Consider the following 26,194-nt stretch of genomic DNA (forward strand, 5'->3'; position numbering starts at 1 on the left):
CTCGCTTCGGCTCCACACGGCGCCTGAGCACCCTAAGCAATTAGTGGAAGAGCCTGCCAGGCTCGCACCACACTCTGAAGTACATACAGGAGATTTCACATGGCAACCAAGTCAAAGGCGTACCGCGCCTCCGCCGCGAAAATCGGCGAAGACAACTTCTACACGCCCGTCGAAGCCGTCACCCTCGCCAAGGAGACCGGCTCCGCGAAGTTCAACTCCACGGTTGAGGTCGCCCTCCGCCTCGGAGTCGACCCGCGCAAGGCCGACCAGATGGTTCGTGGAACAGTCATCCTCCCGCACGGCACCGGCCGCACCGCCCGCGTCATCGTCTTCGCAACCGGCCCCGCCGCCGAAGCCGCTATCGCAGCGGGCGCCGACGAGGTCGGTGGCGACGAGCTCATCGAGAAGGTAGCCGCTGGTTACACCTCGTTCGACTCCGCCGTCTCGACCCCCGAGCTCATGGGTAAGGTCGGTCGTCTCGGAAAGGTTCTCGGCCCGCGTGGCCTCATGCCGAACCCGAAGACCGGAACCGTGACGCCCGACGTCGCCAAGGCCGTATCCGACATCAAGGGTGGAAAGATCGAATTCCGCGTCGACAAGCACTCCAACGTGCACTTCGTCGTTGGCAAGGCATCCTTCTCCGCCGAGCAGCTCAACGAGAACATCTCCGCAGCGCTCGAAGAGATCGTTCGCCTCAAGCCGAGCTCGTCCAAGGGCCGTTACATCACGAAGGGCGTCGTCTCGACCACCTTCGGTCCTGGCATCCAGCTGGACGTCAACAGCATCTAAGCATCCGCTTCACTGAGCAGGGCCCGTCTTCGGACGGGCCCTGCTTCATTTAAGCGGATGCTGATGGCCGGGTTAGTTCTCCGTGGGTCGCCCTGGGAGGGAGCACTTGCTCCTCAGCTCAGCACTCGACACCCCGCGAGCAACCCGCCGCCATCGCTGGTCTCGGCCGCGCCCAGTCGGGTACGGGCTACGGTAACTGGCGTAGCGCGCAGCCGTAGAGGGCGCCCGCATCCGCTGAGAGGCTGCGGCAGCGGACGGGTCAGCCGATACGGATCATCTTTTTGTTGACGAATTCGTCGGCACCGAAACGGCCCAGTTCGCGCCCCGAGCCGGAACGTTTGACGCCGCCGAAGGGCAGCTCGGCACCGTCGGCACCGACCAAATTGATGAAGACCATGCCGGCCTCAATGCCGTCGGCCACGCGCAGTGCCTGCTCTGGGTCGGTCGTGAAGACGTAGGAACCCAGGCCGAACGGAGTGTTGTTGGCCAATGCTAGTGCTGCGGCCTCGTCGGGGACGCTGAAGATCTGTGCGACCGGGCCGAAGAATTCTTCGTGGAAGGCATCGGACTCGGGCAACACGTTGGTGAGCACGGTTGCGGCGAAGAAGTTGCCCTCAGCGGTTCCGCCCGTGACGAGGGTGGCACCCTGAGCCACCGCGCGCGCAACCTGCTCGGTCAGAGTCTCGGTGGTCTTTTTCGAGGAAAGCGGCCCGAGTCCGGTGCCGTCTTTGGTCGGGTCGCCCAGCTCGACGGCATTGATTGCCGCCGTGAACTTTTCGAGGAAGGGCTGGTACAGCTCCTCGATGACGATGAAGCGCTTGGCAGCATTGCAGGCCTGGCCATTGTTGTCGATGCGAGCAGCCACGGCGGCACTGACGGTCTCATCCAGGTCGTCGGTGGACAGCAGGATGAACGGGTCTGAGCCGCCGAGCTCGAGCACGACCTTCTTCAAGTTGCGTCCGGCCAGCTCAGCAATCGCCGCTCCGGCGCGTTCCGAACCGGTGAGCGAGACACCCTGCAGGCGCTTGTCGGCGATGATCGTGGCGATCTGATCATGGGAAGCGTAGAGGTTGGTGTACGCACCCTCGGGGAAGCCTGCGTCGAGCATGATCTGCGCGATCGCGGCGGCCGATTCTGGGCACTGCTCGGCGTGCTTGAGCAGGATGGTGTTGCCGATGATCAGGTTTGGTCCGGCGAAACGGGCAACCTGGTAGTAGGGAAAGTTCCACGGCATGATTCCGAGCAGCACACCGAGCGAGCTGCGACGTATGAGCGCCGAACCTTCGCCGGCGAGCAGGGTGATGGCTTCGTCCTTCAGCAGGTCCGTCGCGTTGTCGGCGTAATAGGCGTAGATGTCGGCGCTGAAGTCGACCTCGCCGAGGGCCTGATCCATGGGCTTACCCATTTCGCGCACGATGATCTCGGCAAGCTCCTGGCGGCGCTCGCGGTGCAGTTCGGCCACGCGGCGGATGAGCGCTGCGCGATCATCGACGCTGACGGAGCGCGACCAGGTGTGGGCGTCGTCTGCGGCGGTGATCGCGGTGGTGAGCTCAGCATCCGAGATTGTGTCGTAGGTCTTTACTGTCGCCCCGGTGGCCGGGTTGATGACTGCGTAGCTGGTCATAGGCTTATCCTTCACTGGTCAGGCACCAAATACCGGCGCCGATGCAAACTCTGGTTTGTCAAAGATATAGCAGCGGATGATTAAAGACGACGCAGCCGCAGGAGCTACAGCGCGGGGCTCCCTGGCCACTGATTCTGCTCCGCATGCAGCAGTTCGCGGGTATGCGGATGCTTCGGCGAGCCGAAGAGTTCGGCGACCGAGGCATATTCCACGATTGTGCCGGATCGAACAACGGCGACCCGCTGGCAGGTTAGCGCCGCCACGCTGATCGAGCGCGTCACCATGATCATCGTCAGCCCGTTGTCGCGCTGCAACATCCGCAGCAGGTCCAAAATGTCTGAGCTGTCTGACGAGTCCAGGGCGTCTGTGGGGTTATCGGCCACGACGAGGTCGGGCTTGCCCGCGAGTGAAGCGGCAATGTGTACGCGCTGGGCGACCACGTGCGACAGCTGGTGCGGGTAGGACATGAACGTGTCCTCCGGGCGCTCGACGCCAGCCTGATCCAGCAGGGCCAGCGAACGCTCATAGGCGGCCGTCTTGGCCAGGCCGAGGTAACGCAGCGGTGCGGTCAGCTGCGTTCCAACGGTCACTCCGTGGTCGAGACTGCCGAGTGGATCGCGCGGCAGGTAGGCGATCCTTGCGTCCCGCGGCCGGTCGCGCGGTCGCGGGGGCAGCCCAACCAGTTCCCCGCCGTTGAACAGAATCGACCCGGAACGGATGACCGCCGGAGCCGGCAGCAGACCGGCGATGCACTGGGCGATCTCGAGGGCGCCGGAATTGGCGTCGCCGACCAGCCCGATCACTTCGCCGCGGGTTATAGAAAGTGAGATGCCATTGACCAGCAGCGGTGCGTCGGGGCGGGCTCCCGCAGCAACGCGCAGTCCGCGCACGTCCAGCACGGCCGCCGAGCGAAACCAGTGCGACGGCAGCGGAGCCGTGGTCTCCGCGGTCGGTGCAGTCGGCGCAGTCGGCGCGGCGCGATCGAGCGACTCGTCCGGCGGCGTGAGTGCCGACTCGGCCGAGGGGATTCCTGCCCGCACGGCGAGATTGATCCGACGAAGAACGGCGCGAGCATCAGTCATGGTCAGCTCGCATTTCAGTAGGGCGAGAGCAGGGACTGAAACGTGGAACTGACGCTCACAACCGAAACTCTCTGGTGCATGGGGCTGTGAGCGTGCGCCAGACTCGACAGCACCCCCAAGTCTACCCAATGCTAGCTAATACCGGTGCCAACAACGTACCGGTTTGTTTTTCTTTTTTTGAGCGGATGCTCACACCCCAATAGTCTTCCAGTAATAATCCCAGTAATCCAGTAATTCCGCCGCCGGGTCATCGTGGTGCTCAGTGCGGCGAGTGGGCTTCGAGAAACTGGTAGACCTCGGTCTGGTCGACGCCGGGAAATGTTCCGGTGGGCAGCGCGGCGAGCAGGCTGGTCGGCGTGCGCGCGGCCGGCCAGGATTGCCCGGCCCAGCGGTCGGCCAGGTTGTCGGGCGCCCGGCGGCAGCACGACTCGTCCGGGCAAAGCGACACGGCGCGGTTTGACGTTTCACGCCCGCGAAACCACTTCACGTGGGCGAAGGGAACGCCCACACTCACCGAGTATTGGCCCTCCTTGGCCTTCTCGACGCGTGAGGTACACCAGAAGCTTCCGGCTGGCATGTCGGTGTACTGGTACCAGGCGCTGAAGCGATCGGCAACGTCGAATACGGTGCGGGCGGTCCAGCTGCGGCAAACCGTGGTGCCCTCGACCGCGCCGAGCGCATCGCTGGGAAAGCGCACATTGTCGTTCTCGTAGGCCTTGATGATGGTGCCCGACTCGTGCACCTTCATGAAGTGCACCGGAATTTCGAGCCGGGCGGTGGCGAGGTTGGTGAAGCGATGTGCGGCCATTTCGTAGGAGACGGCGAAGGCGTCGCGCAGGTCTTCCATCGAGATGCGCCGCAGGGTCTTCGCTTCGGTCAGCATGCGTACGGCATCACGCTCCGGCAGCAGAATGGCGGCGGTGAGATAGTTCGTCTCCACCCGCTGACGCAGAAATTCTGCATAATTTTTCGGTTCCTCGTGTGCGCACAGTTCGCTGGCGAAGGCCTGCACGATCGGGGAGCGGGAATCCCGCGAGGCCGAGCGGTTGGTCGGCAGGTAAATCCGCCCGTTGCGTTTGTCCGTGACCGACCGGGTGGAGTGCGGCAGATCGTTCACGTAGTGCAGTGAGAAGCCCAGATGGGTGGCCATGTCGGCGACGAGCTGCTGCGATACCGGGCCGCCGGAATGCCCCACCGCGGTGAGAATTTCGAGGGCCTGGGCCTCGAGCTCGGGAAAATAATTGTCCTGCTGCCGCATGATCTGGCGCAGGGCCGAGTTAGCCCGCCGGGCTTCCTCCGGGGTCGCGGCTCGTTCCCGGTTGAGCCGGTCGATCTCGTTGTGCAGGCTCAGAATGGTGTGCAGTGTTTCGTCGCTCTGCCCCTTGCTCACACGGATGCGGGGGAGGCCCAACGCCTGAAACACCGGGCCGCGCTGGGCGCGTTCGACCGAGATTTCCAGTGCGGCTCGCTCGGAGGGGGCATCCGTTCGCATCAATTCATCAACGGTCGTGCCGAGGGCTAGGGCGATCGTGCGCAGCATGGACAGGCGCGGTTCGCGCTTGCCGTTCTCCATCATCGACACCTGCGACGGCGCGCGGTCGATGGCGGCGGCGAGGGTGTCGAGCGTCATACGGCGAATGGTGCGCAGCTCGCGGATGCGCCGCCCGAGGGTGAGAGCGTCGAGCTCGGGTTCATCGACGGCGAGGGACGACAGGGCGGCGAGGGCTTCAGCGGGAACCATTCACACAGTGTCACACGATTCAAAAGTTTCCACAATCAGAAGAACAGGGTTTCTTCTGCCGATATATTTTGGTTTTCTACCGTGCAGACCCGGCAGAGTATGAACACAGGCCAGTAACGACGATTTGAACACTGAACGCATCCACCCTCGCGCTCATCGGTTCGACCGAAGCAGAACCGTACCACCACCATTCAGCCTGAGATCGGGCGCACCGCAATTTTAGGTTCGCCCCCTGTCGGTTTCACCTACTTTCGCAAGGAGCCAGACCATGAACACCCCAAACCCGACCATTGATCAGACGGTCACCTCCGCGCCGATCAAGACCGACAAGGTGAAGACCACGACCGGCAGCTTCGCCACCATTCGCCCGCACCTCGAGGTGACCGGCCCGCTCGCAGACCGCTACGACGAGATCCTCACGCCGGACGCCCTCGAATTTCTCGCCGAGCTGCACGAGCGTTTTGCCGGCACTCGGCACGACCTGCTCGCTGCCCGGCTGCAGACTCGAGTGGATGCCGCGAATGGTCGCGACCCCAAATTTCTAAGCGCTACCGAGAGCATCCGCTTGGATTCAACCTGGAGTGTTGCGGGAGCCGGACCCGGTCTGGAAGACCGCCGCGTGGAGATCACCGGTCCGACCGACCGCAAGATGGCCATCAACGCGCTCAACTCGAGCGCCAAGGTGTGGCTCGCCGACCAGGAAGACGCCACCAGCCCGACCTGGACCAACGTCATCGAGGGCCAGCTGACCCTGTTCGACCAGGTGCGCGGCCAGCTGAGCTACACGAGCCCCGAGGGCAAAAAGTACGAGATCACGAACAAGACCACGCCGACCATCGTGATGCGTCCGCGTGGCTGGCACCTGGTCGAGAAGCACGTGACCTTCGTTGATGCCGCCAACCGTCGCATGAAGTCCTCGGGCAGCCTGATCGACTTCGGCCTGTACTTCTTCCACAACGCCAAGAAGCTCATCGAGAATGGCACCGGCCCGTACTTCTACCTCGCCAAGCTGGAGAGTCACAAGGAAGCCCGCCTGTGGAATGACATCTTCACCTATGCCGAAGAGCGTCTCGGAATCCCGTACGGCACCGTGCGTGCCACCGTGCTGATCGAGACGATTCAGGCCGGGTTCGAGATGGACGAGATTCTCTACGAGCTGCGCGACCACTGCGCCGGGCTGAACGCCGGCCGCTGGGACTACATCTTCAGCATTATCAAGACGTTTCGGTCTCGTGGCAGTCGCTTCGTCTTTCCCGACCGCAAGCAGATCACCATGACGGTGCCGTTCATGCGGGCCTACACCGAGCTGCTCGTGGCGACCTGCCACCGCCGCGGAGCTTTCGCCATCGGCGGCATGAGCGCGTTCATCCCGAACCGTCGCGACCCGGCCGTCACCGAGCAGGCGCTCGCCCAGGTCGCCGCCGACAAGAAGCGTGAGGCCACCGACGGCTTCGACGGCTCCTGGGTGGCGCACCCCGACCTGATCCCGACCGCTAGGTACGAATTCGACAAGGTGCTCGGCGACCGGCCGAACCAGCTCGAGCGCACCCGCCCCGAGGTGAGCGTGACGGCGGCCCAGCTACTCGACGTCGCCTCGGTCGGCGGTCAGATCACCGAGGCCGGCGTGCGCGGCAACGTGCTCATAGCGCTCCGCTACATCGAGTCCTGGCTGCGCGGCGTTGGTGCTGCGGCAATCGACAACCTGATGGAAGACGCCGCTACCGCGGAGATCTCCCGCTCGCAGCTCTGGCAGTGGATCCACGAGAACTCGGTCACCGTCGAGGGCCGCCGAATCGACTCCGACTGGGTCGAAGAGGTGCTCGACGAGATCGTGGACGGCCTCGAGCGCACGCCCACCGACCGCTTCGACGACGCCCTCACGGTGCTGCGCACGTCGGCGCTCGAGCCCGAGTTCCCGACCTTCTTGACGGTCGGAGCGTACGCCCGCTTCTTATAACTCATTCGGCGTTCGCGAAAGCGGGCAAATGGATGCTTCACCCCGGCATCATCACAGGGGTGAAGCATCCATTTGCCCGTTTTTTCATTTTCGGAAGACCCCTCGTTCCATCCCCCAGTCTGGGGGGACGCGGCCGCCCAATGGGGGGCATACATGAGCAGATCTCATCTCTACAGTTTTTGAATATAGATGATGAAGAAAATCCATCATCTCACTTCGGGACTGACAATTGAGAGGCACAATCGTGAACAAAATGCTCAAAGGATCCATCGCTGGCGCTGCTGGTGTGGCTCTTCTCCTCGGTGGCGCGGGAACCTTCGCGCTCTGGAATGACGATGCGGCGGTCGCCGGTGCGGAAATCAAGGCTGGAACGCTGACGGTAGACGCTGCCGACGGTGTCTGGACTGACCAGATGGAGACCGTGCTCGACATGGACGAGTTCCTCATCGTTCCGGGTGACAAGCTCACCTACCAGACGGTTCTCAGCGTGGCAGCTCACGGTGACAACATTAAGGCGCTGCTCTCAGTTACCAAGGGCCAGCTCACCGCCGGCAGCGACTCTGAGGCAGATGTGGCGCTTGAGAAACTCCTCAAGGAAGGCACCACGTTGACCGCGGTGGAGTTGGAAGACGGTGTGCCGAGCCTTAAAGGTCCTGTCGGCCCGCCCGTCGGCGAGGAATCCCTTGAGATGGTAGTGCCAGCCGGTGACACGGAGTACCTCGTGACCGTCACGGTCAACTTCAAGGGTGGCGTCGACGGAGGCAAGGAGAACCCGGCGAAGACCGGAGCAGTTGATCTCTCTGAACTCGCGGTGCTCCTGACGCAGACCCTGAACTAGCTCCTCGGCAGGCCAGCGAGCGGAGAGTCGCGTGAAATTTACATTCGAGCGCGCGACTCTCCCTGTTGGCCGTGTCGCCAGGTCTGCCCAGGAGCAGGCTGATTCGGCCTTTGAACGGATGTCGCCGATCCTGTCCTAAACGTCGGCGCAAGACGCTAAGGGGTCCATCTCTTCTCGTTTCCCTCGACTTTTGTAAAGGAAGAACTTCATGAACAAAATCCTCACGGGATCAATAGCCGGTGCGGCCGGTATCGTACTTCTTCTCGGCGGGGCCGGGACGTTCGCGCTGTGGAATGACACCGTGGTTATTCCTGGTGCAACCATCACGGCTGGAACGCTGACGGTCGAGACGGGGACAAGTACCTGGTCCGACCAGAATGACGTCACGATCGAAAGTATCGACGACTACCTCATTGTTCCGGGTGACACCCTCACCTACGAGACGGTACTCAACGTGGACGCAGTGGGCGACAATATCCAGGCACAAATCGTCGTCGACCAGGGCTCGATCATTTCCGACGACGTGGAAGCGAACGTGGCGCTGGAAGAGCTGCTCAAGAAGGAGACCACTGTCGAGGTGGTTGACGGCAGCGGAGTTGGTGCCAGTGTTGGCGTTGGTCGCACCGGCTTCGACCTGACTGCTGGCGAGCATGAGCTTCTCGTTACCGTCACGATCGCATTCCCAGAAGACGCCGCGGATGACGATGATGCGAAGACCGGGGCGGTTTACCTGTCCGGCCTCGCGGTGATCCTTTCGCAGACGCTGTAACTGCCCCTGTGCCCAGAATGGAGAGTCGCGTGAAGAGTGAAGCTTTGAGCGCGACTCTCCCGGCCGATCAGCATCCGCTGCCCAAACCGGCCAGAAAGTCCGCTGGTCTGTGGCGTCAGATCAGGTTTGCCCTGAGTCTGGCCGTGTTGCTGCTCGTTATCGCGCTCGCCGTGGTGCTGATCGTGATCCCAAAGTTCACCGGATCGATCCCACTGACCGTACTCACCAGCTCGATGGAGCCGGGCTTTCCGCCCGGCACGTTGATCATCGTTCGGCCGGTTGAAGTGGATGCCCTGGTGCTGGGTGATGTCATCACCTACCAAATGGAGACCGGAAAACGCGGCGTCATCACCCACCGCATCATCGCCATCAATACCTCGGCGGGTGAGCGCACGTTCGTCACGAAGGGTGACAACAACGGGGCGGCCGATGCGGACGCCGTGCTCGAAGCGCAGGTGCAGGGTCGGCTCTGGTATTCCGTTCCGCTGATTGGGTATGTCAACAGTGCGGTCAATGGTTCCAATCGGGCTTGGCTCATTCCGGTGGCCGTTTCATTGCTGTTCGCCTACGCGGGCTACATGATCCTGGTCGGCGTCGTGGCCGGCGTGCGCAAGCGCCGACGAGCACGTGAATTCAGCGGGTGCATTGTTGAATCCGAAAACGCAGATCCCGGCTCGCTGGGCGACTCCAAAATCTAGTTTGCTCGTTTTCGATTAACGGTCCAATCGGTGTTCCATCCCCGCAGGGGGGAGGTGGATATGCCCAATGAAGGCACGTGAGCGTTATTCATCTCTAGGGTTTGAATAGAAATAGGGGGAACATTCAACTATTTCACCGTGGCGTTCCCCACTGGATCGTGGCCACGGGGTTGGTCAAGCGTCGGGCGATGAGTCGTGGATCCGTGGCCCGGACATCGCTGTCGGGTAGCGACGTTCGGGCCATCTCCCCGACGAAGTCCAAGCTCGGCACGGCAAATCGAATGAAGAGGTGAGGCGCGGCCGTTCGGGTCGCCTAGCTTGCCGACTGGGCTTTCACCTGGTCGTAGGCGGCGAGGGCGGCTCGGCGGGTTTCGCCGAGGTCTACCAGGGGCGCCGGGTAGGCATCCGTGCCGTATTCGGGCACGTTGGCGCGGATGTACTGCTGGTGCGGGTCGAACTTGGCCGCCTGCAGTTCGGGATTGAAGATGCGAAAGTAGGGCGCAGCATCCGCGCCGGAGCCGGCTACCCACTGCCAGCCGAAGGGGTTGCTGGCGGCATCGGCATCGACGAGGGTGTCCCAGAACCAGCGCTCGCCCACCCGCCAGTCGACCAACATATTCTTGATCAGGAATGAAGCGGTGACCATGCGTACCCGGTTGTGCATACTTCCGGTTCGCCAAAGCTCGCGCATGCCGGCATCGACCAGGGCGAAGCCGGTGCGGCCTTGTTGCCACGCGGTCACGGCTTCGTGGTCGAGCTCGGGCCAAGGGAAGGCGTCGAAGGCGGGCCGCAAGTTCTTGGTCGCGAGCTCGGGGGCGTGAAACAGCACGTGGTAGGCGAACTCCCGCCAGCCGACCTCGGTGAGAAACCGGGTCGCACTCGCGAGCGCCGGCCCGGAGAGTGAGCGTTGCGCCTCCTGGGTGGCCGCCCAGACCTGGTGCGGGCTGATCTCCCCCCACCGCAGGTACGGCGACAGACGCGACGTCGCGTTCTGGGCCGGTTCGTCACGTTCGGCCCCATAGCGGGGGAGTGATTCGGCCAGAAAGCGCCCAAGCATTTGCTGAGCGGATGTCTCGCCCGGCTGCCAAGCCGCGCGCAGCCCGTCAGCCCAGTCGGGCGCGCTCGGCTCGAGGCCCCAATCGTCGAGGCTGTCGGTGGCGAGGCTGCCCGACCACCCGGAGACGGTGTCGGGGGAGGGGTAGGGCGCGCGCGGCGGCGGACCGGCCTGGCAGGCACGCCAGAACGGCGTGAACACCGAGTAGGAGCCGCCCTGACCGGTTTGGATGGTCCACGGTTCGAACAGGAGCGAACCCGCGAAGCTGTGGGCATCGACGCCGTCGGCGCGCAGCTCGGCCTTGATCGCGGTATCGATCATGCGTTCTGCGGAGCCGTAGCGGCGATTCCAGAAGACGGCAGCGGCATCCGTTTCACGGGCGATTTCGGTGATGATCGGTGCGGCCGGGCCGCGGCGCAGAATGAGCCGGCCGCCGAGCGCCTCGAGCGTTGCACCGAGCGATCTGAGACTCTGGTGAAGCCACCAACGGGCGGCGCCGCCGAGCGGGCGCACTCCGGGGGACTCGTCGTCGAACACATACACGGCCACGATCGGCCGGTGTCGGGCGAGGGCTGCGTGCAGCGCCGGGTTGTCGCCGACGCGCAGGTCGTCGCGAAACCAGACGACCGAGGGGCCGGCGTGCTCGTTGGACTCTGCCGGGGTAAAGGGAAGTGAAGTCATGGGCTCTCCTCGTGAGAACTCCAGTGTGTACCCTGCCGCGGATGAGACCAATTCGGAGGTAGAACGGTTCGTCGCGCCAGCGTCGGCCGAGGTTCGACCAACTGAGCCACACGTCGAAACATCGGTATGTCTGCGGAAAATAGAGCTAAACGGCGTAAATCTTTGTGCGAACAGACCAAATCGTCGCCCTTTGCGCAAAAACTCAATTCCCCATTCTGGGGGTTGGAGCAGGACAGACAAATTTGTCTGTCCCATCTAGTGTGTGAATCGCGGATGGAGCTGCAGCCCCAGAAAACACCATCGGACTGTAGCAAATTCATGGCCCAATACCCAGGGTTGTGGACGACCGGCCGCATCACCGTCGCGCTTACCCCGCGGCGATCACGTAGCGGGCTTCTTGCCGTTGCTCCACGCCTGCCGCTTGCTGGCCTGCGACCACCCGAAGTTTTCAGACCAGTACCCGAAGGGCCTCACCATGAACAAGCTCACCAAAGGCGCGATTGCCGGCGCCGCCGGTCTCACCCTCCTGCTCGGCGGCGGCACGACTTTTGCGCTGTGGAACTCCGCGGCCGAGGTGGCCGGCGGCACGATCGAAGCCGGCAACCTGGTTGTTTCTCCCAGCGCCATCGAAGGCGTTGAAGTTCCCGGTGTTTGGACGGACCAGAACGATGTAGTCCTGAACCTCGAAACATTCGCGGCCTCGCCCGGCGATGTACTGGTCTATACCAAGAAAATGCACGTCCTGGCCGAGGGTGACAACCTCGTCGCCGAGCTGACGCTCGATGCGGGCTCCATCAACGCCACCACGCCGGGTTACAAAGCCGACGACGCACTGGCCGCCCACCTCATCGGAACCGCAGTTTTGACAGTGACACCCGATGGCGGCATCAAGGATAACTTCTCCCAGACTGAGCGTTCAGTGACCACCGGCCCGACGGATTACACCATCACACCCGGAGTAGGAATCGTCGAGGAAGACGTCACCGTCGAGGTCACGATCACCTTCCCGAACGGCGCGCTGGGCGCTGAGAACACCATGATGCTCGGTTCGGTCAACCTCAAGGACATGGCGGTCAACCTCACCCAGATCTAACCGATCGGTGCCCGGGTGCCCACCAACGGTGGGCACCCGGAAACGACCAGCAGGCAGCATCCACTTTTGATTTGCGAAAGCCGGTGATCTCTTGAAAACATTTCTGTTCGCGAGTGCGGCGATTCTGGGTGCGACCCTGCTGGCCACTGCGGCCGTGGGCGGAACCTATGCCCTGTTGAACTCGAGCGCTTCGGCCGGCCCAGCAATCACGATTCAGGCCGGATCCGCCGAGCTCAGCATCACGTCAGACCTCGAGATGTCGAATACCCCGCTGTATCCCGGAGCAAGCAACGTCGGCACGGTCGACGTGCGCAACGACGGCACGGTGTCGCTCTCCCTTCGCCTCGTCGGCCTGACGCCGCCGACCGTTTCGACGCTATTCTCGGAGGCACTGATCGTCGGGGTGAGCACCGTTTCGACGGTACAAGAGTGTACGTCGAACCTCACGCCCACCATTGCCGGCACCTTCGCTGACGCGCCGGCTGACGAGCTCGGTACGACCCTGGCGCCCGGATCCAGCGCGCTTCTGTGCGTCTCAGTGAGGCTGTCAGCGGATGCCCCGAGCGGCAGCCAATCCCAGAACGCGACGGGCTTTGGACTTCTGATTGACGGACGGCAGGTCTAGCCCATGACATCGAACCGTCGTCGTTCCCTGCGGCTGCGCAGCCGGTCTGGGCGTCCGGCGCGCTGGCCCGCCGCACGATCTGCCGTGGCAATTGCGAGCCTGGTCTTTTTGACCCTTGCCGGCACCGGCGTTGCCCAGGCCGTCTGGACCGCCGCGGCGGTCAATCCCACGGCATCCGCTGTCTCGGGCGCCGTGACCATCAGCCAGGACGGGTTCGCCGCGCTCGCGACCGACTACACGTCCCATCTGCTCACGGCGACGAAGCCGGTCACCCTGACCAACGGCGCCGTGCCTGCCGCCTACGACCTGACAGTCAGTTCGGCCGCCGCGACCGCGTTTGCCGCTGCGGTCAACGTGCTCGCCTGGTCGATCGCGGCAACCGGCAGCTGCCCCATGACGCCCCCGACCGGAACAGTGAACACCCCCCTGGCGACGGGAATCACTCTGAGCGGCGACCTGGCGGCGAGGGCTTCGGTGCGCTACTGCGTGCAGACGTCGATCGCCAACACCACCGCCGGCACCATGGCCGGCACCTCCCTAACGGCGCAACTGGAATTGCAAGCGCGAACGGGCAACTGGACGTCACCCATCTCGCTCGTCACCGCCGCGCAATCTGTCACCAACACCGCGCCACGCGATCTGGCGGCGGTCAGGAAGACGCACAGCTCCATCTCCTTGACCTGGGCCGCTGCCCAAGACAGAACCGTGACGCGCTACGAGGTCTGGCGAAACGGCACGCGGGTTGCAAACGCACAAAGCGCCACCACCTTCACCGACACCGGCCTGACGGCGAACACGCGCTACACCTACCTGATTTACGCCGTCGATGCGAACGGCAATCACCTGGCCGCCTCGAACGAGCTCGCCGTGTCTACGAACAAGCAGCCACCGGCTCCTGGCGTGTGGTACCACGTCGTCACCGCCGCCGGGACCTGTGTCGATGCGGCCGCCCGCAACAAAAGGGACGAGTGCTGGCGACGAAGGAGTGCTCGACCGCCTCAACCTCACGGTTCAGCTTCATTGCGGACAGAAACGGTTCCGAGTATGAAATCGTCGCCGCTGACGAGAACCTGGTGTGGACTGCGGAAGGCACCTCTGCCCTGTCGCTCAGCACGCAGAGTGGCCCAGCAGACAAAGCCAAGCAACGCTTCACGCTCGCCCCGATCAGCTTGGGCAGTGCCACCTTTCAGATTCGCAGCGTGAAGGACGACACGAAGTGCCTTGAGTCAGGCAACACGCTCACCTTGAAGACGTGCGACACCACGGTACCCATCCAGGAAAACCAGCTATTCACCCTCGACGAGGTGGCTTCATGACCGGATTCCTGATCCGTGCCCGGATCGCAGCGACCGTGGGCGCCGTGTTCCTGCTGACCGTGAGTGGGACCGCCGCCCCGGCCCTGGCGGCGCCGGGCGCCGAGTTCGCTCCCGACGTCTTGGTCAGCAGCGATGGCGAACATTTTGCCAGCAGCCTGCCCGTCGGACTGTTCGGATCGTACGGCCTGCTGATTCCGGATGGTTCGATGCAATCGACCCTGTGGATTCAGAACCCGAGCGACCGGCCCGCGAACGTGCGGGTGAGCCTGCGGGAGCCGGGCGGAGCATCCGCTGATCGAACGGTCTCTGACCTTCGGGAATACCTCAGTCTGACCGTCGAAGACGCCGCGGGACAGACTGTGACCACCGTTCCGCAGCTGGCCGACGCGGGCTGCGCGGTACTCGCGCCCGAGCAGCCGCTCGCGGCCGGTGACACCCTGCGGGTCGAGCTCACGATCGAGATGATGAACGTGAACGGACTGACCGCTCAAAACGCGCGCGCGGACCTCGGCGTTCTCGTTGCGCTGCGCGATGCCGAGGCTGGACCCTTCGCGGCATCGGCCTGTGACGACGATGGCGTGCTCATTCCGGCCATCGCCGAACCGTCAGTACCCCAGCGGGCGGATGCTCTGTCGCGCACCGGCGTCGACCTGCCCGTTCCGGCCATTATCGGCGGCGGCCTGCTGCTCGGTGTTGGCGTGCTGCTGGTCACCCGGCGACGCCGTGACCGGCGTGAACCGTGACGCAGCCGGCTGACGCGCCGATCGATACGCCCGCTCCCAGCCTCTGGCGTTTTCTGGGGATCGCGCTTAGCGCTGCCGTGCTGCTGCTCGTCATCGGGCTCGGACTGGTGCTCGTGGTCATTCCCAAGGCGACCGGTGCGACCCCGCTGACCGTGCTGACCAGCTCGATGGAGCCGGGACTTTCGCCCGGCACTGTCGTCATCGTGCGCCCGGTCGACGCCAACGCGCTGCACATTGGAGACGTCGTTACGTATCAAATGGTGTCCGGCGACGCCAAGGTCGTGACGCACCGCATCCTCTCGATCGTTTCGAGCTCAGAAGGACCGCGTTCCTTCATCGTGCAGGGCGACAACAACAGTGCGCCCGACGACGACCCCGTGCTGGCCGCGCAGATTCAAGGTCGGCTCTGGTACGCGGTACCCTTCGTCGGCTACGTCAACAACGTGATCACCGGGGCAAACCGGACCTGGATCATCCCCGTGGTGACCGTGGCCCTGTTCGGCTATGCCTGCTTCATGGTCGTCGGAGGCCTGCTCGACCGCCGAAAAACCCGCAAACGGAGAGCGGATGCCGACGCCCCGGCCCTCGGGTTACGAGACGCGGAGCACGATCTTGCCGCGGGTGTGACCCTCTTCGAGCAGTCGGTGCGCGGCGGCACCGTCGGCGAGTTCGAACACGGAGTCGACGTGCACGCGCACGGTTCCGCTGGAGAGTAGGGCCGAGATCTCGTCGAGCGTGCGCGCGTCGGGGGATACCTTGAAACCGGTCGCGCGGCGGCCGGCGGCGGCGGCATCCGCTGCCATGGTCGGCCAGCTGCCGGTCGGTGCGTTCACGAGCAGGCCGCCGGGGCGCAGGGCCGCGAGCGAGCGGGTGCCGGTGTTGTCGTGCACGTTGCCGATGAGGTCGATGACCGAGTCGAGATCGTGGACCACATCCTCGAAGCGGGTCGTGCTGTAGTCGATGACCTCGTCGGCGCCGAGCTCGCGCAGAAAGTCGAGGTTGCGGGTCGACGCCGTCGCGGTCACGTGCGCTCCCAGTACCCGGGCAAACTGCACCGCGAAGTGACCGACGCCGCCGCTGCCGGCGTGCACCAGCATCCGCTGCCCGGGAGCTGCCCCGGCCAACTTGACCATGCCCCAGGCGGTCAACGCCGCGATCGGAACGGCGGCCGCTTCGGCGTGGCTGAGCCTGGCCGGTTTGTGCGCAACGCTCATGCTCGAGACCGAGACATACTCGGCGAAGCTGCCGCTGGTGCGCGGCACGCGGCCCATGCCGTAGACCGCGTCGCCGGGCTGCAGCGGCGACGCCTCGAAGGCGGCGCGCACGACGATTCCGCTGAAGTCGTTGCCAAGAATGGTCGGATAGCTCTGGATCGCGGCCGCGACGCCCTTGCCCGCACGGGTCTTGGCGTCGATCGGGTTGAGGCCGGCGGCGACGACCTTGATGAGCACCTCGTCGGAAATCTGGCGGGGCAGCGGCCGATCGGCCAGGTGCAACACCTCGGGGGCGCCGGTCTCGTCGATGATGAGGGCGCGCATGGTCTCCGGCAGTTCGTATTCAGTAGCCATGCTCCCCATTCTGCTGCATCGCGCCCACCCCATCACGTTCCGGGCCCGGGCCCGGAAAGCGGGCCCATGATCTATCGTGGGCCCGCGGAGCGGGCCCGGGCCCGGTCCAAACATAGAGACTTGCTCGCTCCCTGATGCGCGATGAGGGGTGCGCCTGAGGGATGCGCGGTGAGGACCCCTCACCGCGCAGGCCCCGCCAAGCGGACCGCTAGCGGCGGGTCTGCTCGTCGAGGTTGTCGATCAGGGCGTTGGCGAGACCGACCAGTATGGCGATCTGGTCTTCGTCGCGTTCGATCCAGCGACATTCGGGCACCGGGGCCACCGGCACGAAGCCCCGGTGCTCTTCCCAGACCAGCAGCGTGCGGTCGGCGCCGAGCACATATTGCTGCCACCACACCTGCCGCATATAACTGCGCGGAATGCTGCGCCACGGCTTGCTCGTGGTCTTGATCTCGGCCAGGTGCAGATCGCCATTGGCCGCCACGCCGACTCCGTCGGGTGTGGCCAGATGTCGCGGGTGCCCGAGTGACCGGAACAAGTTCGTGCTCGGCTCAATGCCGTAGTTCTCCAGCACCCAGGCGGCGATGACCGGTTCCCGGGCCCGCCCGTGGTCGGTGTAGCTGTTGCCGGTGAAGCTCGTGCCGTGCATTTTGTCGTGGGCCGCGTTCAGAATGGATTTCGGAGTCGACAGTTTCGCGACATCCGTTGCGGTGATTCCCTGGTTGCGCGCCCGCAGCCAGGCCACCCGGTCGGTCGAGTCGGCGACGATGCGCAGCGTGTGCGGTGCCGGCAGCAGAGCGGATGCTGCAAGGTGCGTTGAAGGCCGGTCCAGATCGAAGAGGGACAGCGTTGAATTCGGCACCCCTCTATTGTGTGCCCGCGCGCCCGGTCGGCGCGCCACCGCCACGGAGTGCCGCTCGTTTGCTGCCGCGCACGCTGCGGCCGCTCGCCGCGCCGCGTTCCACCCGACACGCCCCGCTCGGCAGCCCCGAAACTCTGAGAATCGTTATCGCGAAGTGATCTGAGTTCGCTAGCGTGAGTGCACGGCAACCAACCGGGGGAATACTATGTCGCACCGCGCACGCACAGCTGGAGGCGCAGTCGCGATCACGCTCGCCATTTTGCTCAGCGGATGCGCCGGCCTCCCCGGCTTCCCCGCCGCGACCGACGCTCCGATCGCGCACCTCGTCGAAGGGGTCGACTGCCAGGCGCCCAACCTCAATCACGACATCGCCGTGCAGGAGGGTGTTCCGACCCAAACCGACCTGACCGCCGAGCACCCCGCCGCACCGGATCCGGGACGGGTTCCGGCCGACTTCAACCCCGTCACCGCCTATCGCTGCACCTTTTTCGGCAGCCTCGACGACGCGCAGGGCCGCTGGTCGGCCGTGCAGGTCGAGACCCTCGAGGGCGACTTCGGTGCGCTGCAGTCGGCGCTCGCCGAACCCAGCGACCAGGCGGGCCCCAACCAGGCCTGCACCGCCGACATGGAGCTGGTGCCCACACTCTGGCTGCAAAACTCCAATGGTGAGGCGCTGCGGGCGGCCTGGCCGCGCACCTCCTGCGGCAAAACCAAGCCGGCGACCCACACCGCTCTCGACGAGCTCGAGCTGACCGACACGACCCTGCTTCCGCTCGTGTTGCAGGTCACGCGAGAGGCGCTCGACGCCAATTGCGCGATGAGCACCGGCGCACCCGAACAGTCGCTGCTCTTTGGCACTACCGGCCTGCAGACGTACCTAAATCCCGGAGATATCGGGCAGGACGTGCAGATGATTCCGGCGCCGCCGACCGAGGCTCCGTCCTTGGCCGGCGTCGACGGCGCGAGCGTCTGCGTCTACACGGTCGATCTGCAGCAGGACCCCGACCTCAGCGAGCCCAACTCCGTCGAGGGGATCGATGACCTCGCTCTCGGCGCAATGATGAACCTGCAGTTCGGCACCTTTGCCGGCGCGAGCACCCTTGAAGCGGATGCTGCGGCGCTGCTCGCCGCCGCAGCATCCGCTTCGCAGGCGCCCGAGTGCAGCACCGACCCGACCCGGTTTGCGGTGCTCTGGCCGGAGCGCGCAGGCACCCGGCTCGACACGTCGATTCAGGTCGAACTCGACGGCTGCCAGCGGCTGTTCCTGCCCGGCAGCCACGCGCTCGTGCCCGCGCCGGAACTGCTCAACATCCTGAAATAAACCGCGAGCGCGCTCAGCCAATCGACGCGCGAAGCGGCGGGGCAGCCGTGCGATGCGTGTGCAGCCGTCCGGCGCGGTCGAGAAAGTACAGACCACCCCGAACGATGTTGATCTCCCCACTTAGCGGTGGGGTATTCGCGAGCTCAGAGAAGCCGGTGCGGTCGAGCACCCCGAGCTTGCTCGTTCCGGAGGCCTTGGCATAGAGCACCTCGTTGTAGGCGACCAGACCGGTGAATCGCCCGCTCGATGCGAGGCTGAAGGTTGACCGCGCCCAGACATAGACGTGACGGCGCGTGCGTATATATAGCGCCTCGTCAAGGGCGGCGAACTCGAACAGCCCGTCGGCGGGAACACCGTCCAGCCGGGTAAACAATGACCCGCGGTAGCTCGAGATGGCGCACACCTCTGAGTCATGGTGAACGATATAGAGTTCCTGACCAAACACCGTCAGGGCGAGAATATCGATCGGGGATCCGGCTACTGGAACCAGGTCACGGCCGTTGACGTACCAGAGGCCGGACTGTAAGCGAAAGTACGCTCGTCCGCGAAAGCTGGTCAGGAGCAGTTGCGAGGCCTCGGTTGTGGCGATGAAGGTGAACCGGCCGTTGCGATAGCGATGGATCGACGTGAGACCCGGATGCCGGTCGGACTCGGCCGTCAGATACAGGTCGCTGCCCACGGCGACGATGCGCGTGATTCCTGCCGGGGCCTGAGGCACGGTGGCCAGGCTCGAACCGTCGAAGCAGAACAGCGCATCTCGTCCGTAGACCAGAAAGTAGGTCTTTTTGCCGACGTCGGTCAGATTGTGGGCATCGGCCGGGGCGTGGTCGACGAGTGCAGCAGGGCTCGAAGGTAGTGCTCGGCGGCGGAGCAGGGCTGTCAAGGTCGTGGCCGGTTCCCCCGTGTCGCACCTCGTGTCTGATCGATCTTGCTCGCCCCACCTCAGGATTTACGGCAGAATTCGGGACGAAACCCAAGGATTGCCCCAGCACGCGGCAAATTCGCATGCCCGGGCAAGGCTGCTCACAGTGAGGGCTAGGGCAACGCATAGTCGACTCATAGAAAAGTAGCGATACTTACTACTATGAGCACACGTGAGAGCACGCACACCGGCCACGGCCCCCGACTGACCAAGGCCGACGGCAGTGCCATTCGCGTACTCGTCGTCGACGACGAACCGACGCTCACTGATCTGCTCTCGATGGCCCTGCGCTACGAGGGCTGGGAGGTGCGCACCGCCGGCGAAGGCCGCCAGGCACTCAGCATCGCCCGCGAATTCCGCCCCGACGCCATCGTTCTCGACATCATGCTGCCCGACATCGACGGCCTGCAGGTGCTGCAGCGGGTGCGCGCCGACGGCTACGAGACACCGGTGCTGTTTCTGACCGCCAAGGATTCCCTCGACGACCGCATCAATGGCCTCACCGCCGGCGGCGACGACTACGTCACCAAACCGTTCAGCCTCGAGGAGGTCGTCGCCCGGCTGCGCGGTCTCATCCGCCGCTCCACCCTCGCCGTGGCCGACTCGACCGACCCGCGCATTACCGTCGGCGACCTCACCCTCAATGAGGACAGCTACGAGGTGTTTCGCGACGGCGACGCCATCGAACTGACCGCGACCGAGTTCGAACTGCTGCGCTTTCTCATGCGCAATCCGCGCCGGGTGCTCAGCAAAGCCCAGATTCTCGACCGGGTCTGGAGCTACGACTTCGGCGGCAAATCCAGCGTCGTCGAAATCTACATCTCGTACCTGCGCAAGAAAGTCGATGTCGGCCGCGAGCCGATGATCCACACGGTGCGTGGCGCCGGTTACATGCTCAAAACTGCTTCATGACTGAGCGGATGCCCCGTCGCCGCGGCCGCCCCCGCTCGCCCTGGACCCTGCAGCGCCGCCTCGTGCTCACCGTCGTCGGGCTGCTCGCGGTCGTGAGCATCACGATCGGCATAGTGAGCGTCGTCATTCTGCGCGCTTCCCTGGTCGACCGGCTAGACCTACAGCTCGCCTCGGCCGCTGACCGTTCCGGGGCCGCGCTCGGCGGCGTCGGCGACAACGACGGCGACCGTCTCGGCGACCTGCCCGGCAACCCCTACTTCGGCACTCCGACGGCCGACAGCATTCTCAGCGGCCCGGCCCAGCCGCCCGGACTGCTCGCCCTCGTCTACGACGGAACCAGCATCACGACCGGCTACACCGACGACGAGAGCGGACAGATCGAGGCGCTCACGTCGGAGCAGGTGCAGATCCTCGCCGACCACGTCAACCAATCGACGCCGGTCACGGTGCACCTCGGCGGCGAACTCGGCGAGTACCGGGTGCAGGCCGAAACGTCCCGCACCGGCACGCTCTATCTGGTCGGCCTTCCGCTTTCCGGAGTTGCTGCCACGGCCGCCCAACTGGCCCTGATCGTTGGCCTTGTTTCGCTCGTCGGACTCGTGATCGTCGCCATCATCGCCGCATGGGTGGTGCGGCTGACCCTGCGCCCACTGCAGAGGGTCACCGCGACCGCCACCCGGGTCGCGCAGCTGCCGCTGGACCGCGGCGAGGTCTCGCTCGATGATCGGGTTCCGGCCGGCGACACCGATCCGCGCACCGAGGTCGGCCGGGTCGGCGCCGCCCTCAACCGCATGCTCGACCACGTCGACCTCGCCCTGGAGGCTCGGCAGGCGAGCGAACGCAAGGTGCGCCAGTTCGTCGCCGACGCGAGCCACGAACTGCGCACCCCGCTGGCATCCATTCGCGGGTATTCCGAACTCACTCGCCGCAGCGGCCAGGAGCTGCCGCCCGACGCCATGCACGCGCTCGGTCGCATCGAGTCGGAGTCGGTGCGCATGACCGGGCTGGTCGAGGATCTGCTGTTGCTGGCCCGCCTCGACGAGGGCCGCGAACTCAAACTGGAGCCGGTGGACCTCACCATGCTGCTCGTCGACGCCGTCAGCGACGCGCACGCCGCCGGCCCCGATCACGGCTGGAACGTCGAGCTGCCCGAAGAACCGATCGACGCGACCGGCGACGAACCGCGCCTGCGTCAGGTCATCGCCAACCTGCTCGCTAACGCCCGGATCCACACAGATGCCGGCAGCAGCGTGGTCATCGCGCTCACCGCCATCGGCGACCAGGCCGTCATCACGGTCACCGACAACGGTCCGGGCATTCCGGATGCCCTCAAAAATACCCTGTTCGAACGGTTCGCCCGCGGCGACAGCTCACGCTTTCGCGGAACCGGCAGCACCGGCCTGGGCCTCGCCATCGTGGCAGCGGTCGTCGCTGCGCACCACGGCGAAGTCAGTGTCGAGAGCGTTCCCGGTCGCACCCAGTTTCGAGTGGCGCTTCCGCTCGTCGCGGCCTAGTCGGCTTCGTTCAGCCGCTCCAGCAGAACGGCGAACTGGTCGAGCTCGGCGGCCGTCCAGGTGCTGAGGCGTCGGTGAACGAGAGCGGTGCGCTCGCGGCGCACCTTGGCCAGCTTCGCCTCGGCGAGCGGGGTGAGCGCCAGAAACCGCGCGCGACCGTCGAGCGGATCGACCCGGGTTCCGACGAGGTCCAGCCCACAGAGCAGCCTGGCCTGGCGGCTGATCATGCTCCGATCCACCGCGAGCACCTCGGCGACGACTCCGGCGTGGGTTTCACCCCGTCGAGCGAGCACGCGCAGCACAGCCAGCCCGAACGGCTCCAGGGCCGGGTCGATGCTGGCCGCGGTCGACCGGGTGCTGGCCCGGATTCCCGAGGCGAGCAGGGCCATTTGCGCCTCAACCCGGGCGAGTTCAGGGCTCTCGCCATCCACAAATGTCGGTGTGACCGTGTCACTCATCGCGTGTTGTCCTGGTCTTGTCGCTGGCGGGCCGCACGATACGAATCGACTGGGTATCGTGGGCGCGCCCAACCGGCAGCAGTCCAGCGGATGCCGCGCTCACGTCGATCACGATGTCCTCCACGGTTTCCGTCTCGCGCAGCCGGGTCGATTCCGGCGCCGGAGTCGACTCTACGGTGGCCGAGCGCACCCGATCGATGCCGGTCTCCGTGCCGAGCGGATGATTGGGCAGCAGCGACACCATGAGAAGGGTCACGAGAACCAGCGGCGCGCTGACCAGGAAGATCAGGCCGACGCCGGAGCCGTAGGCCGTTTCCACGATGATGCGCAGCACGGCGGGCAGCAGATTGACCTGCGGGATGACACCGTCGCCCAGCAGTCGACCCGCATCCGCTTGATTGGCGGGGCTGAGATTGCCGACGCGGCTGCTGATCTGCGTGGCGACGACACTGCCCAGAATCGACCCCATCACCGAGACACCGACCGCGCCGCCGAGACTGCGGAAGAAGGTGACCGAGCTGGTGGCGACGCCGAGGTGTCGCACCTCAATGGTGTTCTGCACGACCAGAACGAGGTTCTGCATGACCATGCCCAGGCCGGCTCCGAGGGTAAACATATAGACGCCGACGAAGACGAGGCTGGTGTGCACATCGAGCGTGCCGAGCAGGGTGGTGCCGACGAGCATGAGCACGGAGCCGGAGACCATGATCGATTTCCAGGTGCCGCGCCGACTGATCACGGTTCCGCACAGCGTCGACGAGATGAGCAGGCCGCCCATCATGGGAATGGTGAGCAGGCCGGACTCGGTTGGCGTCGCGCCGCGGGCGAGCTGCATGTACTGGCTGAGAAAGACGGAGGTTCCGAACAGGGAGACGCCGACCGCGAGGCTCGCGACCGTCGCGAAGGTAAAGGTGCGATTGCGAAACAGGCTGAGCGGAATAATCGGCTCCGTGGCGCGCATCTCGACGATGACGGCCGCTACGAGCAGCAGGACGGCACCGATTACCATGACCCACGAGGTCAGCGACAGCCACTCAAACTGCGAACCGGCCAGGGTCACCCAGATCAGCAGCAGGGAGATGCCGCTCGTGATGAGCGCGGCGCCCAGATAATCCATGCTTACGACCCGCTTCGGCCGGGCCGGCAGGTGCAGGGTGCGCTGCAGCAGCACGATGGCGACGATTGCCACCGGCAGGGCGATGAAGAAGTTCCAGCGCCAGCCGAAGGCATCCGTTATGACGCCGCCGAGCAGCGGGCCGCCGATGGTGCCGAGGGCCATGACCGAGCCGAACAGGCCGGCGTAGCGGCCGCGCTCGCGGGGGCTGATGATGTCGGCCATGATGATCTGGCTGAGGGCGACCAGGCCGCCGGCGCCGAGGCCCTGCAGCACCCGGAACGCGATGAGGGTGCCCGAGTCCTGCGAGAAACCGGCGAGGGCGCTGCCGATCACGAAGACGGCGAGGGCCAGCTGAATGAGCAGCTTGCGGTTGAACAGGTCGGCGACCTTGCCCCAGATGGGCGTGCTCACCGTCGTGGCGAGCAGCGTCGCCGTGACGACCCAGGTATAGGCCGACTGCGAGCCCTTGAGGTCACTCAAAATGAGCGGCAGCGACGTGCTCACGACGGTGTTCGCCAGAATCGACACGAACATGCCCAGCAGCAGGCCCGACAGAGCTTCGAGCACCTGGCGGTGGGTCATCGAACCGTCGGGGGCCGGCTCTCGAGCGGTTCGACTGGCGCGGGCCATGCGACTCCTTAAATGGTTGACAGATATCAACGATAGGCAGGTAGTGGATGCATGTCAACCATTTCGCGTCGGCAGACGCGACACTGGCTGGTAAGCGGATGCTGATTTGCGCGCGCCCGCAACCTGCCGTAGGGTGAACTTCAGCCACAGACCGCCGGTTGCTGCGCTATGTCGAAAGACAGAAGTGCAGACGAAGGTTCATTCACGTGAACGGCCCGCGCAGGTGTTCGAAGTTCAGTTACAGTCTTTTGGATTGTTCCCCAAGCTCCGGCGCCCTGCGCTGGAGCTTTTTTCATGTCTGCGCCCCGGGCTACCCGGCACATGATTATTAATGAGGAGCACCATGGCGAACAAGGAAGCAACGGTCGCCGAGCTTACGGAGAAATTCCAGAGCTCGACCGCCGTTCTGCTCACCGAGTACCGCGGTCTCACTGTTGCGCAGCTCAAGAGCCTGCGTAAGTCCATCAGTGAGGACGCCACGTACGCCGTGGTAAAGAACACGCTCACCAAGATTGCGGCCAACAATGCCGGCATCACCTCGTTCGACGAGGAACTTGTCGGTCCGTCCGCTATCGCCTTCGTGCACGGAGACCCCGTCGCCGTCGCGAAGACCCTGCGTGCCTTTACCAAGGCAAACCCTCTCCTGGTGGTAAAGGGCGGTTACTTTGACGGTAACCCGCTCACCGCAGCGGAGGTTGGCAAGCTTGCCGACCTCGAGTCCCGCGAGGTGCTGCTGGCCAAGCTGGCCGGCGCCTTCAAGGCATCGCTGTTCGGAGCCGCTTATCTCTTCCAGGCACCGCTGTCGAAGGCTGTTCGCACCATCGACGCGCTGCGTGAGAAGCAGGAGTCCGCGAACTAGGCACCTGCCTGGTTCACGGTTCACGAATTTTTAAGAAACTAATAGGAGTACATCATGGCAAAGCTTTCCACTGAAGACCTGCTTGAGCAGTTCAAGGGCCTGACCCTCATCGAGCTCTCCGAGTTCGTCAAGGCGTTCGAGGAGACCTTCGAGGTCACCGCAGCCGCTCCCGTCGCCGCTGCCGGAGCCGCTGGCCCCGCCGCTGCTGCTGAAGAGGTCGAAGAGCAGACCGCGTTCGACGTCATCCTTGACGCCGTTGGCGACAAGAAGATCCAGGTCATCAAGGTTGTGCGCGAGCTCACCAGCCTGGGCCTCGGCGAGGCCAAGGCCGTTGTCGATGGCGCGCCGAAGGCCGTCCTCGAGGGCGTTGCCAAGGATGCTGCCGAGAAGGCCAAGGCTTCCCTCGAAGAGGCCGGCGCAACCGTTACCCTCAAGTAATCAACGCCCCACAGGGGCTCTGATTGAGGCGTAGCCGACCAGTCTTCGGACTGATCAGCGTGCAAGGGGCGTCGTTTCCGAAAGGAGACGGCGCCCCTTTTTTGTGGACGGGGAACGACACGCTCGTGGCAGCCCAGACTCAGCTGCGGCAGTTCGTTCAGGAGCGGGAGCGCAGCCGTGCCCGGGGCGCGCTGGTGCTCGAGCGAATGACCAGGTTGGTCGGCAGCACGATGGAGTCCTCGGTGCCGCTCGGGTCCGTCGGGTCGGCTCCGGCGCTCTCGCGGTGGGTGCGGAGTTTCATCCCGTTTCGGGCGGCGAGCTCGGCGAGCAGCGTGCGCACGGCCAATTCGCCCTGGGCGCGTGGATGTTGCGCGAGGGTGGTCAGCCGGAACATCTCGGCATAGGGATGGCCGTCGATTCCGATCACGCTGAGCTCGGTGGGAACCCGGATTCCCAGTTCTCGCGCGGCGAGGATAAGCCCGAATGGCGAGTAGCGCTTGTGGGTAGCGCCAGTCCGGTGACTTGGTAGCACGATTCCGGGTACACGGTAGCGCTGGCGGGCGGTGAACTGCTCTGCTGTGAG

At 64.7% G+C, this 26,194-nt stretch carries 24 protein-coding genes and 1 pseudogene; 15 read left to right on the forward strand and 10 right to left on the reverse strand.

The annotated features are described in order from the left end of the window. The first annotated feature begins 99 nt into the window (after positions 1–99). A complete protein-coding gene (gene rplA / locus E3T43_RS10445; RefSeq protein WP_092448383.1) occupies positions 100–789 on the forward strand; it encodes a 50S ribosomal protein L1 in 690 nt (229 codons plus the stop codon). Positions 790–1,048: 259 nt separating this feature from the next. Here the strand turns inward: rplA and E3T43_RS10450 are convergent, their stop codons facing one another. From E3T43_RS10450 to E3T43_RS10460, 3 genes are all read right to left on the reverse strand, one after another. Continuing rightward, positions 1,049–2,413 carry an NAD-dependent succinate-semialdehyde dehydrogenase gene (locus E3T43_RS10450; RefSeq protein WP_134472410.1) on the reverse strand — a complete coding sequence of 455 codons (1,365 nt, stop codon included), beginning with the start codon at positions 2,411–2,413 and terminating at the stop codon, positions 1,049–1,051. 104 nt (positions 2,414–2,517) lie between these two features. Beyond that, positions 2,518–3,495 (reverse strand): ATP-binding cassette domain-containing protein, encoded by a 978-nt coding sequence (locus tag E3T43_RS10455; RefSeq protein WP_134472411.1) that lies wholly within the window; start codon positions 3,493–3,495, stop codon positions 2,518–2,520. Between the two features lie 259 nt (positions 3,496–3,754). Continuing rightward, a complete protein-coding gene (locus E3T43_RS10460) occupies positions 3,755–5,236 on the reverse strand; it encodes an XRE family transcriptional regulator (RefSeq protein WP_134472412.1) in 1,482 nt (493 codons plus the stop codon). Between the two features lie 268 nt (positions 5,237–5,504). Between E3T43_RS10460 and aceB the strand changes: the two genes are divergently transcribed. The 4 genes from aceB (at position 5,505) to E3T43_RS10480 (ending at position 9,498) form a co-directional block, all read left to right on the forward strand. Next, positions 5,505–7,193, forward strand: coding sequence for a malate synthase A (gene aceB, locus E3T43_RS10465; RefSeq protein ID WP_134472413.1), 1,689 nt, complete (start codon positions 5,505–5,507; stop codon positions 7,191–7,193). Positions 7,194–7,446: 253 nt separating this feature from the next. Next, entirely contained in the window at positions 7,447–8,031 is a 585-nt protein-coding gene (locus E3T43_RS10470) for an alternate-type signal peptide domain-containing protein (RefSeq protein ID WP_241978931.1), read from the forward strand. A gap of 208 nt (positions 8,032–8,239) precedes the next feature. Further along, positions 8,240–8,800: an alternate-type signal peptide domain-containing protein gene (locus E3T43_RS10475; RefSeq protein ID WP_134472415.1), complete on the forward strand. Its 561-nt coding sequence runs from the start codon at positions 8,240–8,242 to the stop codon at positions 8,798–8,800. 44 nt (positions 8,801–8,844) lie between these two features. Continuing rightward, a complete protein-coding gene (locus E3T43_RS10480) occupies positions 8,845–9,498 on the forward strand; it encodes a signal peptidase I (protein ID WP_241978929.1) in 654 nt (217 codons plus the stop codon). A 313-nt stretch (positions 9,499–9,811) separates the two neighbouring features. On the opposite strand, the gene E3T43_RS10485 is transcribed toward E3T43_RS10480, so the two are convergent. Further along, positions 9,812–11,233 (reverse strand): deoxyribodipyrimidine photo-lyase, encoded by a 1,422-nt coding sequence (locus E3T43_RS10485; RefSeq protein WP_134472416.1) that lies wholly within the window; start codon positions 11,231–11,233, stop codon positions 9,812–9,814. 475 nt (positions 11,234–11,708) lie between these two features. Here E3T43_RS10485 and E3T43_RS10490 point away from each other — a divergent pair, with 475 nt between their 5' ends. The 5 genes and pseudogenes from E3T43_RS10490 to E3T43_RS19240 form a co-directional block, all read left to right on the forward strand. Next, on the forward strand, positions 11,709–12,326 hold the full coding sequence (locus tag E3T43_RS10490) for an alternate-type signal peptide domain-containing protein (protein WP_134472417.1): 618 nt from the start codon (positions 11,709–11,711) through the stop codon (positions 12,324–12,326). Between the two features lie 91 nt (positions 12,327–12,417). Next, positions 12,418–12,951, forward strand: coding sequence for a hypothetical protein (locus tag E3T43_RS10495; protein WP_134472418.1), 534 nt, complete (start codon positions 12,418–12,420; stop codon positions 12,949–12,951). Between the two features lie 3 nt (positions 12,952–12,954). Further along, positions 12,955–14,154 (forward strand): fibronectin type III domain-containing protein, encoded by a 1,200-nt coding sequence (locus tag E3T43_RS10500; RefSeq protein WP_134472419.1) that lies wholly within the window; start codon positions 12,955–12,957, stop codon positions 14,152–14,154. 109 nt (positions 14,155–14,263) lie between these two features. Further along, positions 14,264–15,010 carry a hypothetical protein gene (locus E3T43_RS10505; protein ID WP_134472420.1) on the forward strand — a complete coding sequence of 249 codons (747 nt, stop codon included), beginning with the start codon at positions 14,264–14,266 and terminating at the stop codon, positions 15,008–15,010. A gap of 77 nt (positions 15,011–15,087) precedes the next feature. Then, positions 15,088–15,480: pseudogene (locus E3T43_RS19240) on the forward strand (signal peptidase I); the annotation flags it as partial. 120 nt (positions 15,481–15,600) lie between these two features. Here the strand turns inward: E3T43_RS19240 and E3T43_RS10515 are convergent. Both E3T43_RS10515 and E3T43_RS10520 read right to left on the reverse strand, forming a co-directional pair. After that, positions 15,601–16,578, reverse strand: coding sequence for an NADP-dependent oxidoreductase (locus E3T43_RS10515; RefSeq protein WP_241978930.1), 978 nt, complete (start codon positions 16,576–16,578; stop codon positions 15,601–15,603). 208 nt (positions 16,579–16,786) lie between these two features. Next, the gene (locus tag E3T43_RS10520; protein ID WP_370449938.1) at positions 16,787–17,374 is read right to left on the reverse strand and encodes a YqaJ viral recombinase family protein; all 588 of its coding nucleotides are present in this window, start codon (positions 17,372–17,374) and stop codon (positions 16,787–16,789) included. Between the two features lie 271 nt (positions 17,375–17,645). On the opposite strand from E3T43_RS10520, the gene E3T43_RS10525 reads away from it, so the two are divergent. Next, positions 17,646–18,761 carry a hypothetical protein gene (locus E3T43_RS10525; RefSeq protein ID WP_134472423.1) on the forward strand — a complete coding sequence of 372 codons (1,116 nt, stop codon included), beginning with the start codon at positions 17,646–17,648 and terminating at the stop codon, positions 18,759–18,761. Positions 18,762–18,774: 13 nt separating this feature from the next. Here the strand turns inward: E3T43_RS10525 and E3T43_RS10530 are convergent, their stop codons facing one another. Further along, on the reverse strand, positions 18,775–19,644 hold the full coding sequence (locus tag E3T43_RS10530; RefSeq protein ID WP_134472424.1) for a hypothetical protein: 870 nt from the start codon (positions 19,642–19,644) through the stop codon (positions 18,775–18,777). A gap of 201 nt (positions 19,645–19,845) precedes the next feature. Between E3T43_RS10530 and E3T43_RS10535 the strand changes: the two genes are divergently transcribed. Continuing rightward, entirely contained in the window at positions 19,846–20,595 is a 750-nt protein-coding gene (locus E3T43_RS10535) for a response regulator transcription factor (RefSeq protein ID WP_134444113.1), read from the forward strand. Continuing rightward, positions 20,592–22,109 (forward strand): HAMP domain-containing sensor histidine kinase, encoded by a 1,518-nt coding sequence (locus E3T43_RS10540; protein WP_198414345.1) that lies wholly within the window; start codon positions 20,592–20,594, stop codon positions 22,107–22,109. The genes E3T43_RS10535 and E3T43_RS10540 overlap by 4 nt, the downstream gene beginning before the upstream one ends. Here E3T43_RS10540 and E3T43_RS10545 read toward each other — a convergent pair. After that, positions 22,106–22,567 carry a MarR family winged helix-turn-helix transcriptional regulator gene (locus E3T43_RS10545; protein ID WP_134472425.1) on the reverse strand — a complete coding sequence of 154 codons (462 nt, stop codon included), beginning with the start codon at positions 22,565–22,567 and terminating at the stop codon, positions 22,106–22,108. The two genes, E3T43_RS10540 and E3T43_RS10545, sit on opposite strands and share 4 nt — an antisense overlap. Further along, a complete protein-coding gene (locus E3T43_RS10550) occupies positions 22,560–24,314 on the reverse strand; it encodes an MDR family MFS transporter (protein WP_134472426.1) in 1,755 nt (584 codons plus the stop codon). Before E3T43_RS10550 ends, E3T43_RS10545 begins: the two co-directional genes overlap by 8 nt. A 343-nt stretch (positions 24,315–24,657) precedes the next feature. On the opposite strand from E3T43_RS10550, the gene rplJ reads away from it, so the two are divergent. Then, positions 24,658–25,173: a 50S ribosomal protein L10 gene (rplJ, locus tag E3T43_RS10555; RefSeq protein WP_092448362.1), complete on the forward strand. Its 516-nt coding sequence runs from the start codon at positions 24,658–24,660 to the stop codon at positions 25,171–25,173. A 54-nt stretch (positions 25,174–25,227) separates the two neighbouring features. Further along, on the forward strand, positions 25,228–25,611 hold the full coding sequence (gene rplL / locus E3T43_RS10560) for a 50S ribosomal protein L7/L12 (RefSeq protein ID WP_092340409.1): 384 nt from the start codon (positions 25,228–25,230) through the stop codon (positions 25,609–25,611). Between the two features lie 157 nt (positions 25,612–25,768). Here rplL and E3T43_RS10565 read toward each other — a convergent pair. Beyond that, positions 25,769–26,194, reverse strand: a 426-nt coding sequence (locus tag E3T43_RS10565) for a substrate-binding domain-containing protein (protein ID WP_134472427.1), incomplete at its 5' end; no start/stop codon positions are given.

Origin of the sequence: Cryobacterium sp. Hh7 (assembly GCF_004403155.1) — a bacterium.
Taxonomy (GTDB): domain Bacteria; phylum Actinomycetota; class Actinomycetes; order Actinomycetales; family Microbacteriaceae; genus Cryobacterium; species Cryobacterium levicorallinum.

Bases quoted from the DNA above. Each gene is read 5' to 3' on its own strand.
- E3T43_RS10490 (WP_134472417.1), top strand. From the start codon at position 11,709: ATGAACAAGCTCACCAAAGGCGCGATTGCCGGCGCCGCCGGTCTCACC.
- E3T43_RS10470 (WP_241978931.1), top strand. From the start codon at position 7,447: ATGCTCAAAGGATCCATCGCTGGCGCTGCTGGTGTGGCTCTTCTCCTC.
- E3T43_RS10475 (WP_134472415.1), top strand. From the start codon at position 8,240: ATGAACAAAATCCTCACGGGATCAATAGCCGGTGCGGCCGGTATCGTA.
- E3T43_RS10505 (WP_134472420.1), top strand. From the start codon at position 14,264: ATGACCGGATTCCTGATCCGTGCCCGGATCGCAGCGACCGTGGGCGCC.
- E3T43_RS10460 (WP_134472412.1), bottom strand. From the start codon at position 5,236: ATGGTTCCCGCTGAAGCCCTCGCCGCCCTGTCGTCCCTCGCCGTCGAT.
- aceB (WP_134472413.1), top strand. From the start codon at position 5,505: ATGAACACCCCAAACCCGACCATTGATCAGACGGTCACCTCCGCGCCG.
- E3T43_RS10515 (WP_241978930.1), bottom strand. From the start codon at position 16,578: ATGGCTACTGAATACGAACTGCCGGAGACCATGCGCGCCCTCATCATC.
- rplJ (WP_092448362.1), top strand. From the start codon at position 24,658: ATGGCGAACAAGGAAGCAACGGTCGCCGAGCTTACGGAGAAATTCCAG.
- E3T43_RS10500 (WP_134472419.1), top strand. From the start codon at position 12,955: ATGACATCGAACCGTCGTCGTTCCCTGCGGCTGCGCAGCCGGTCTGGG.
- rplA (WP_092448383.1), top strand. From the start codon at position 100: ATGGCAACCAAGTCAAAGGCGTACCGCGCCTCCGCCGCGAAAATCGGC.
- E3T43_RS10545 (WP_134472425.1), bottom strand. From the start codon at position 22,567: ATGAGTGACACGGTCACACCGACATTTGTGGATGGCGAGAGCCCTGAA.
- E3T43_RS10450 (WP_134472410.1), bottom strand. From the start codon at position 2,413: ATGACCAGCTACGCAGTCATCAACCCGGCCACCGGGGCGACAGTAAAG.
- rplL (WP_092340409.1), top strand. From the start codon at position 25,228: ATGGCAAAGCTTTCCACTGAAGACCTGCTTGAGCAGTTCAAGGGCCTG.
- E3T43_RS10535 (WP_134444113.1), top strand. From the start codon at position 19,846: ATGAGCACACGTGAGAGCACGCACACCGGCCACGGCCCCCGACTGACC.
- E3T43_RS10540 (WP_198414345.1), top strand. From the start codon at position 20,592: ATGACTGAGCGGATGCCCCGTCGCCGCGGCCGCCCCCGCTCGCCCTGG.
- E3T43_RS10455 (WP_134472411.1), bottom strand. From the start codon at position 3,495: ATGACTGATGCTCGCGCCGTTCTTCGTCGGATCAATCTCGCCGTGCGG.
- E3T43_RS10525 (WP_134472423.1), top strand. From the start codon at position 17,646: ATGTCGCACCGCGCACGCACAGCTGGAGGCGCAGTCGCGATCACGCTC.
- E3T43_RS10550 (WP_134472426.1), bottom strand. From the start codon at position 24,314: ATGGCCCGCGCCAGTCGAACCGCTCGAGAGCCGGCCCCCGACGGTTCG.
- E3T43_RS10485 (WP_134472416.1), bottom strand. From the start codon at position 11,233: ATGACTTCACTTCCCTTTACCCCGGCAGAGTCCAACGAGCACGCCGGC.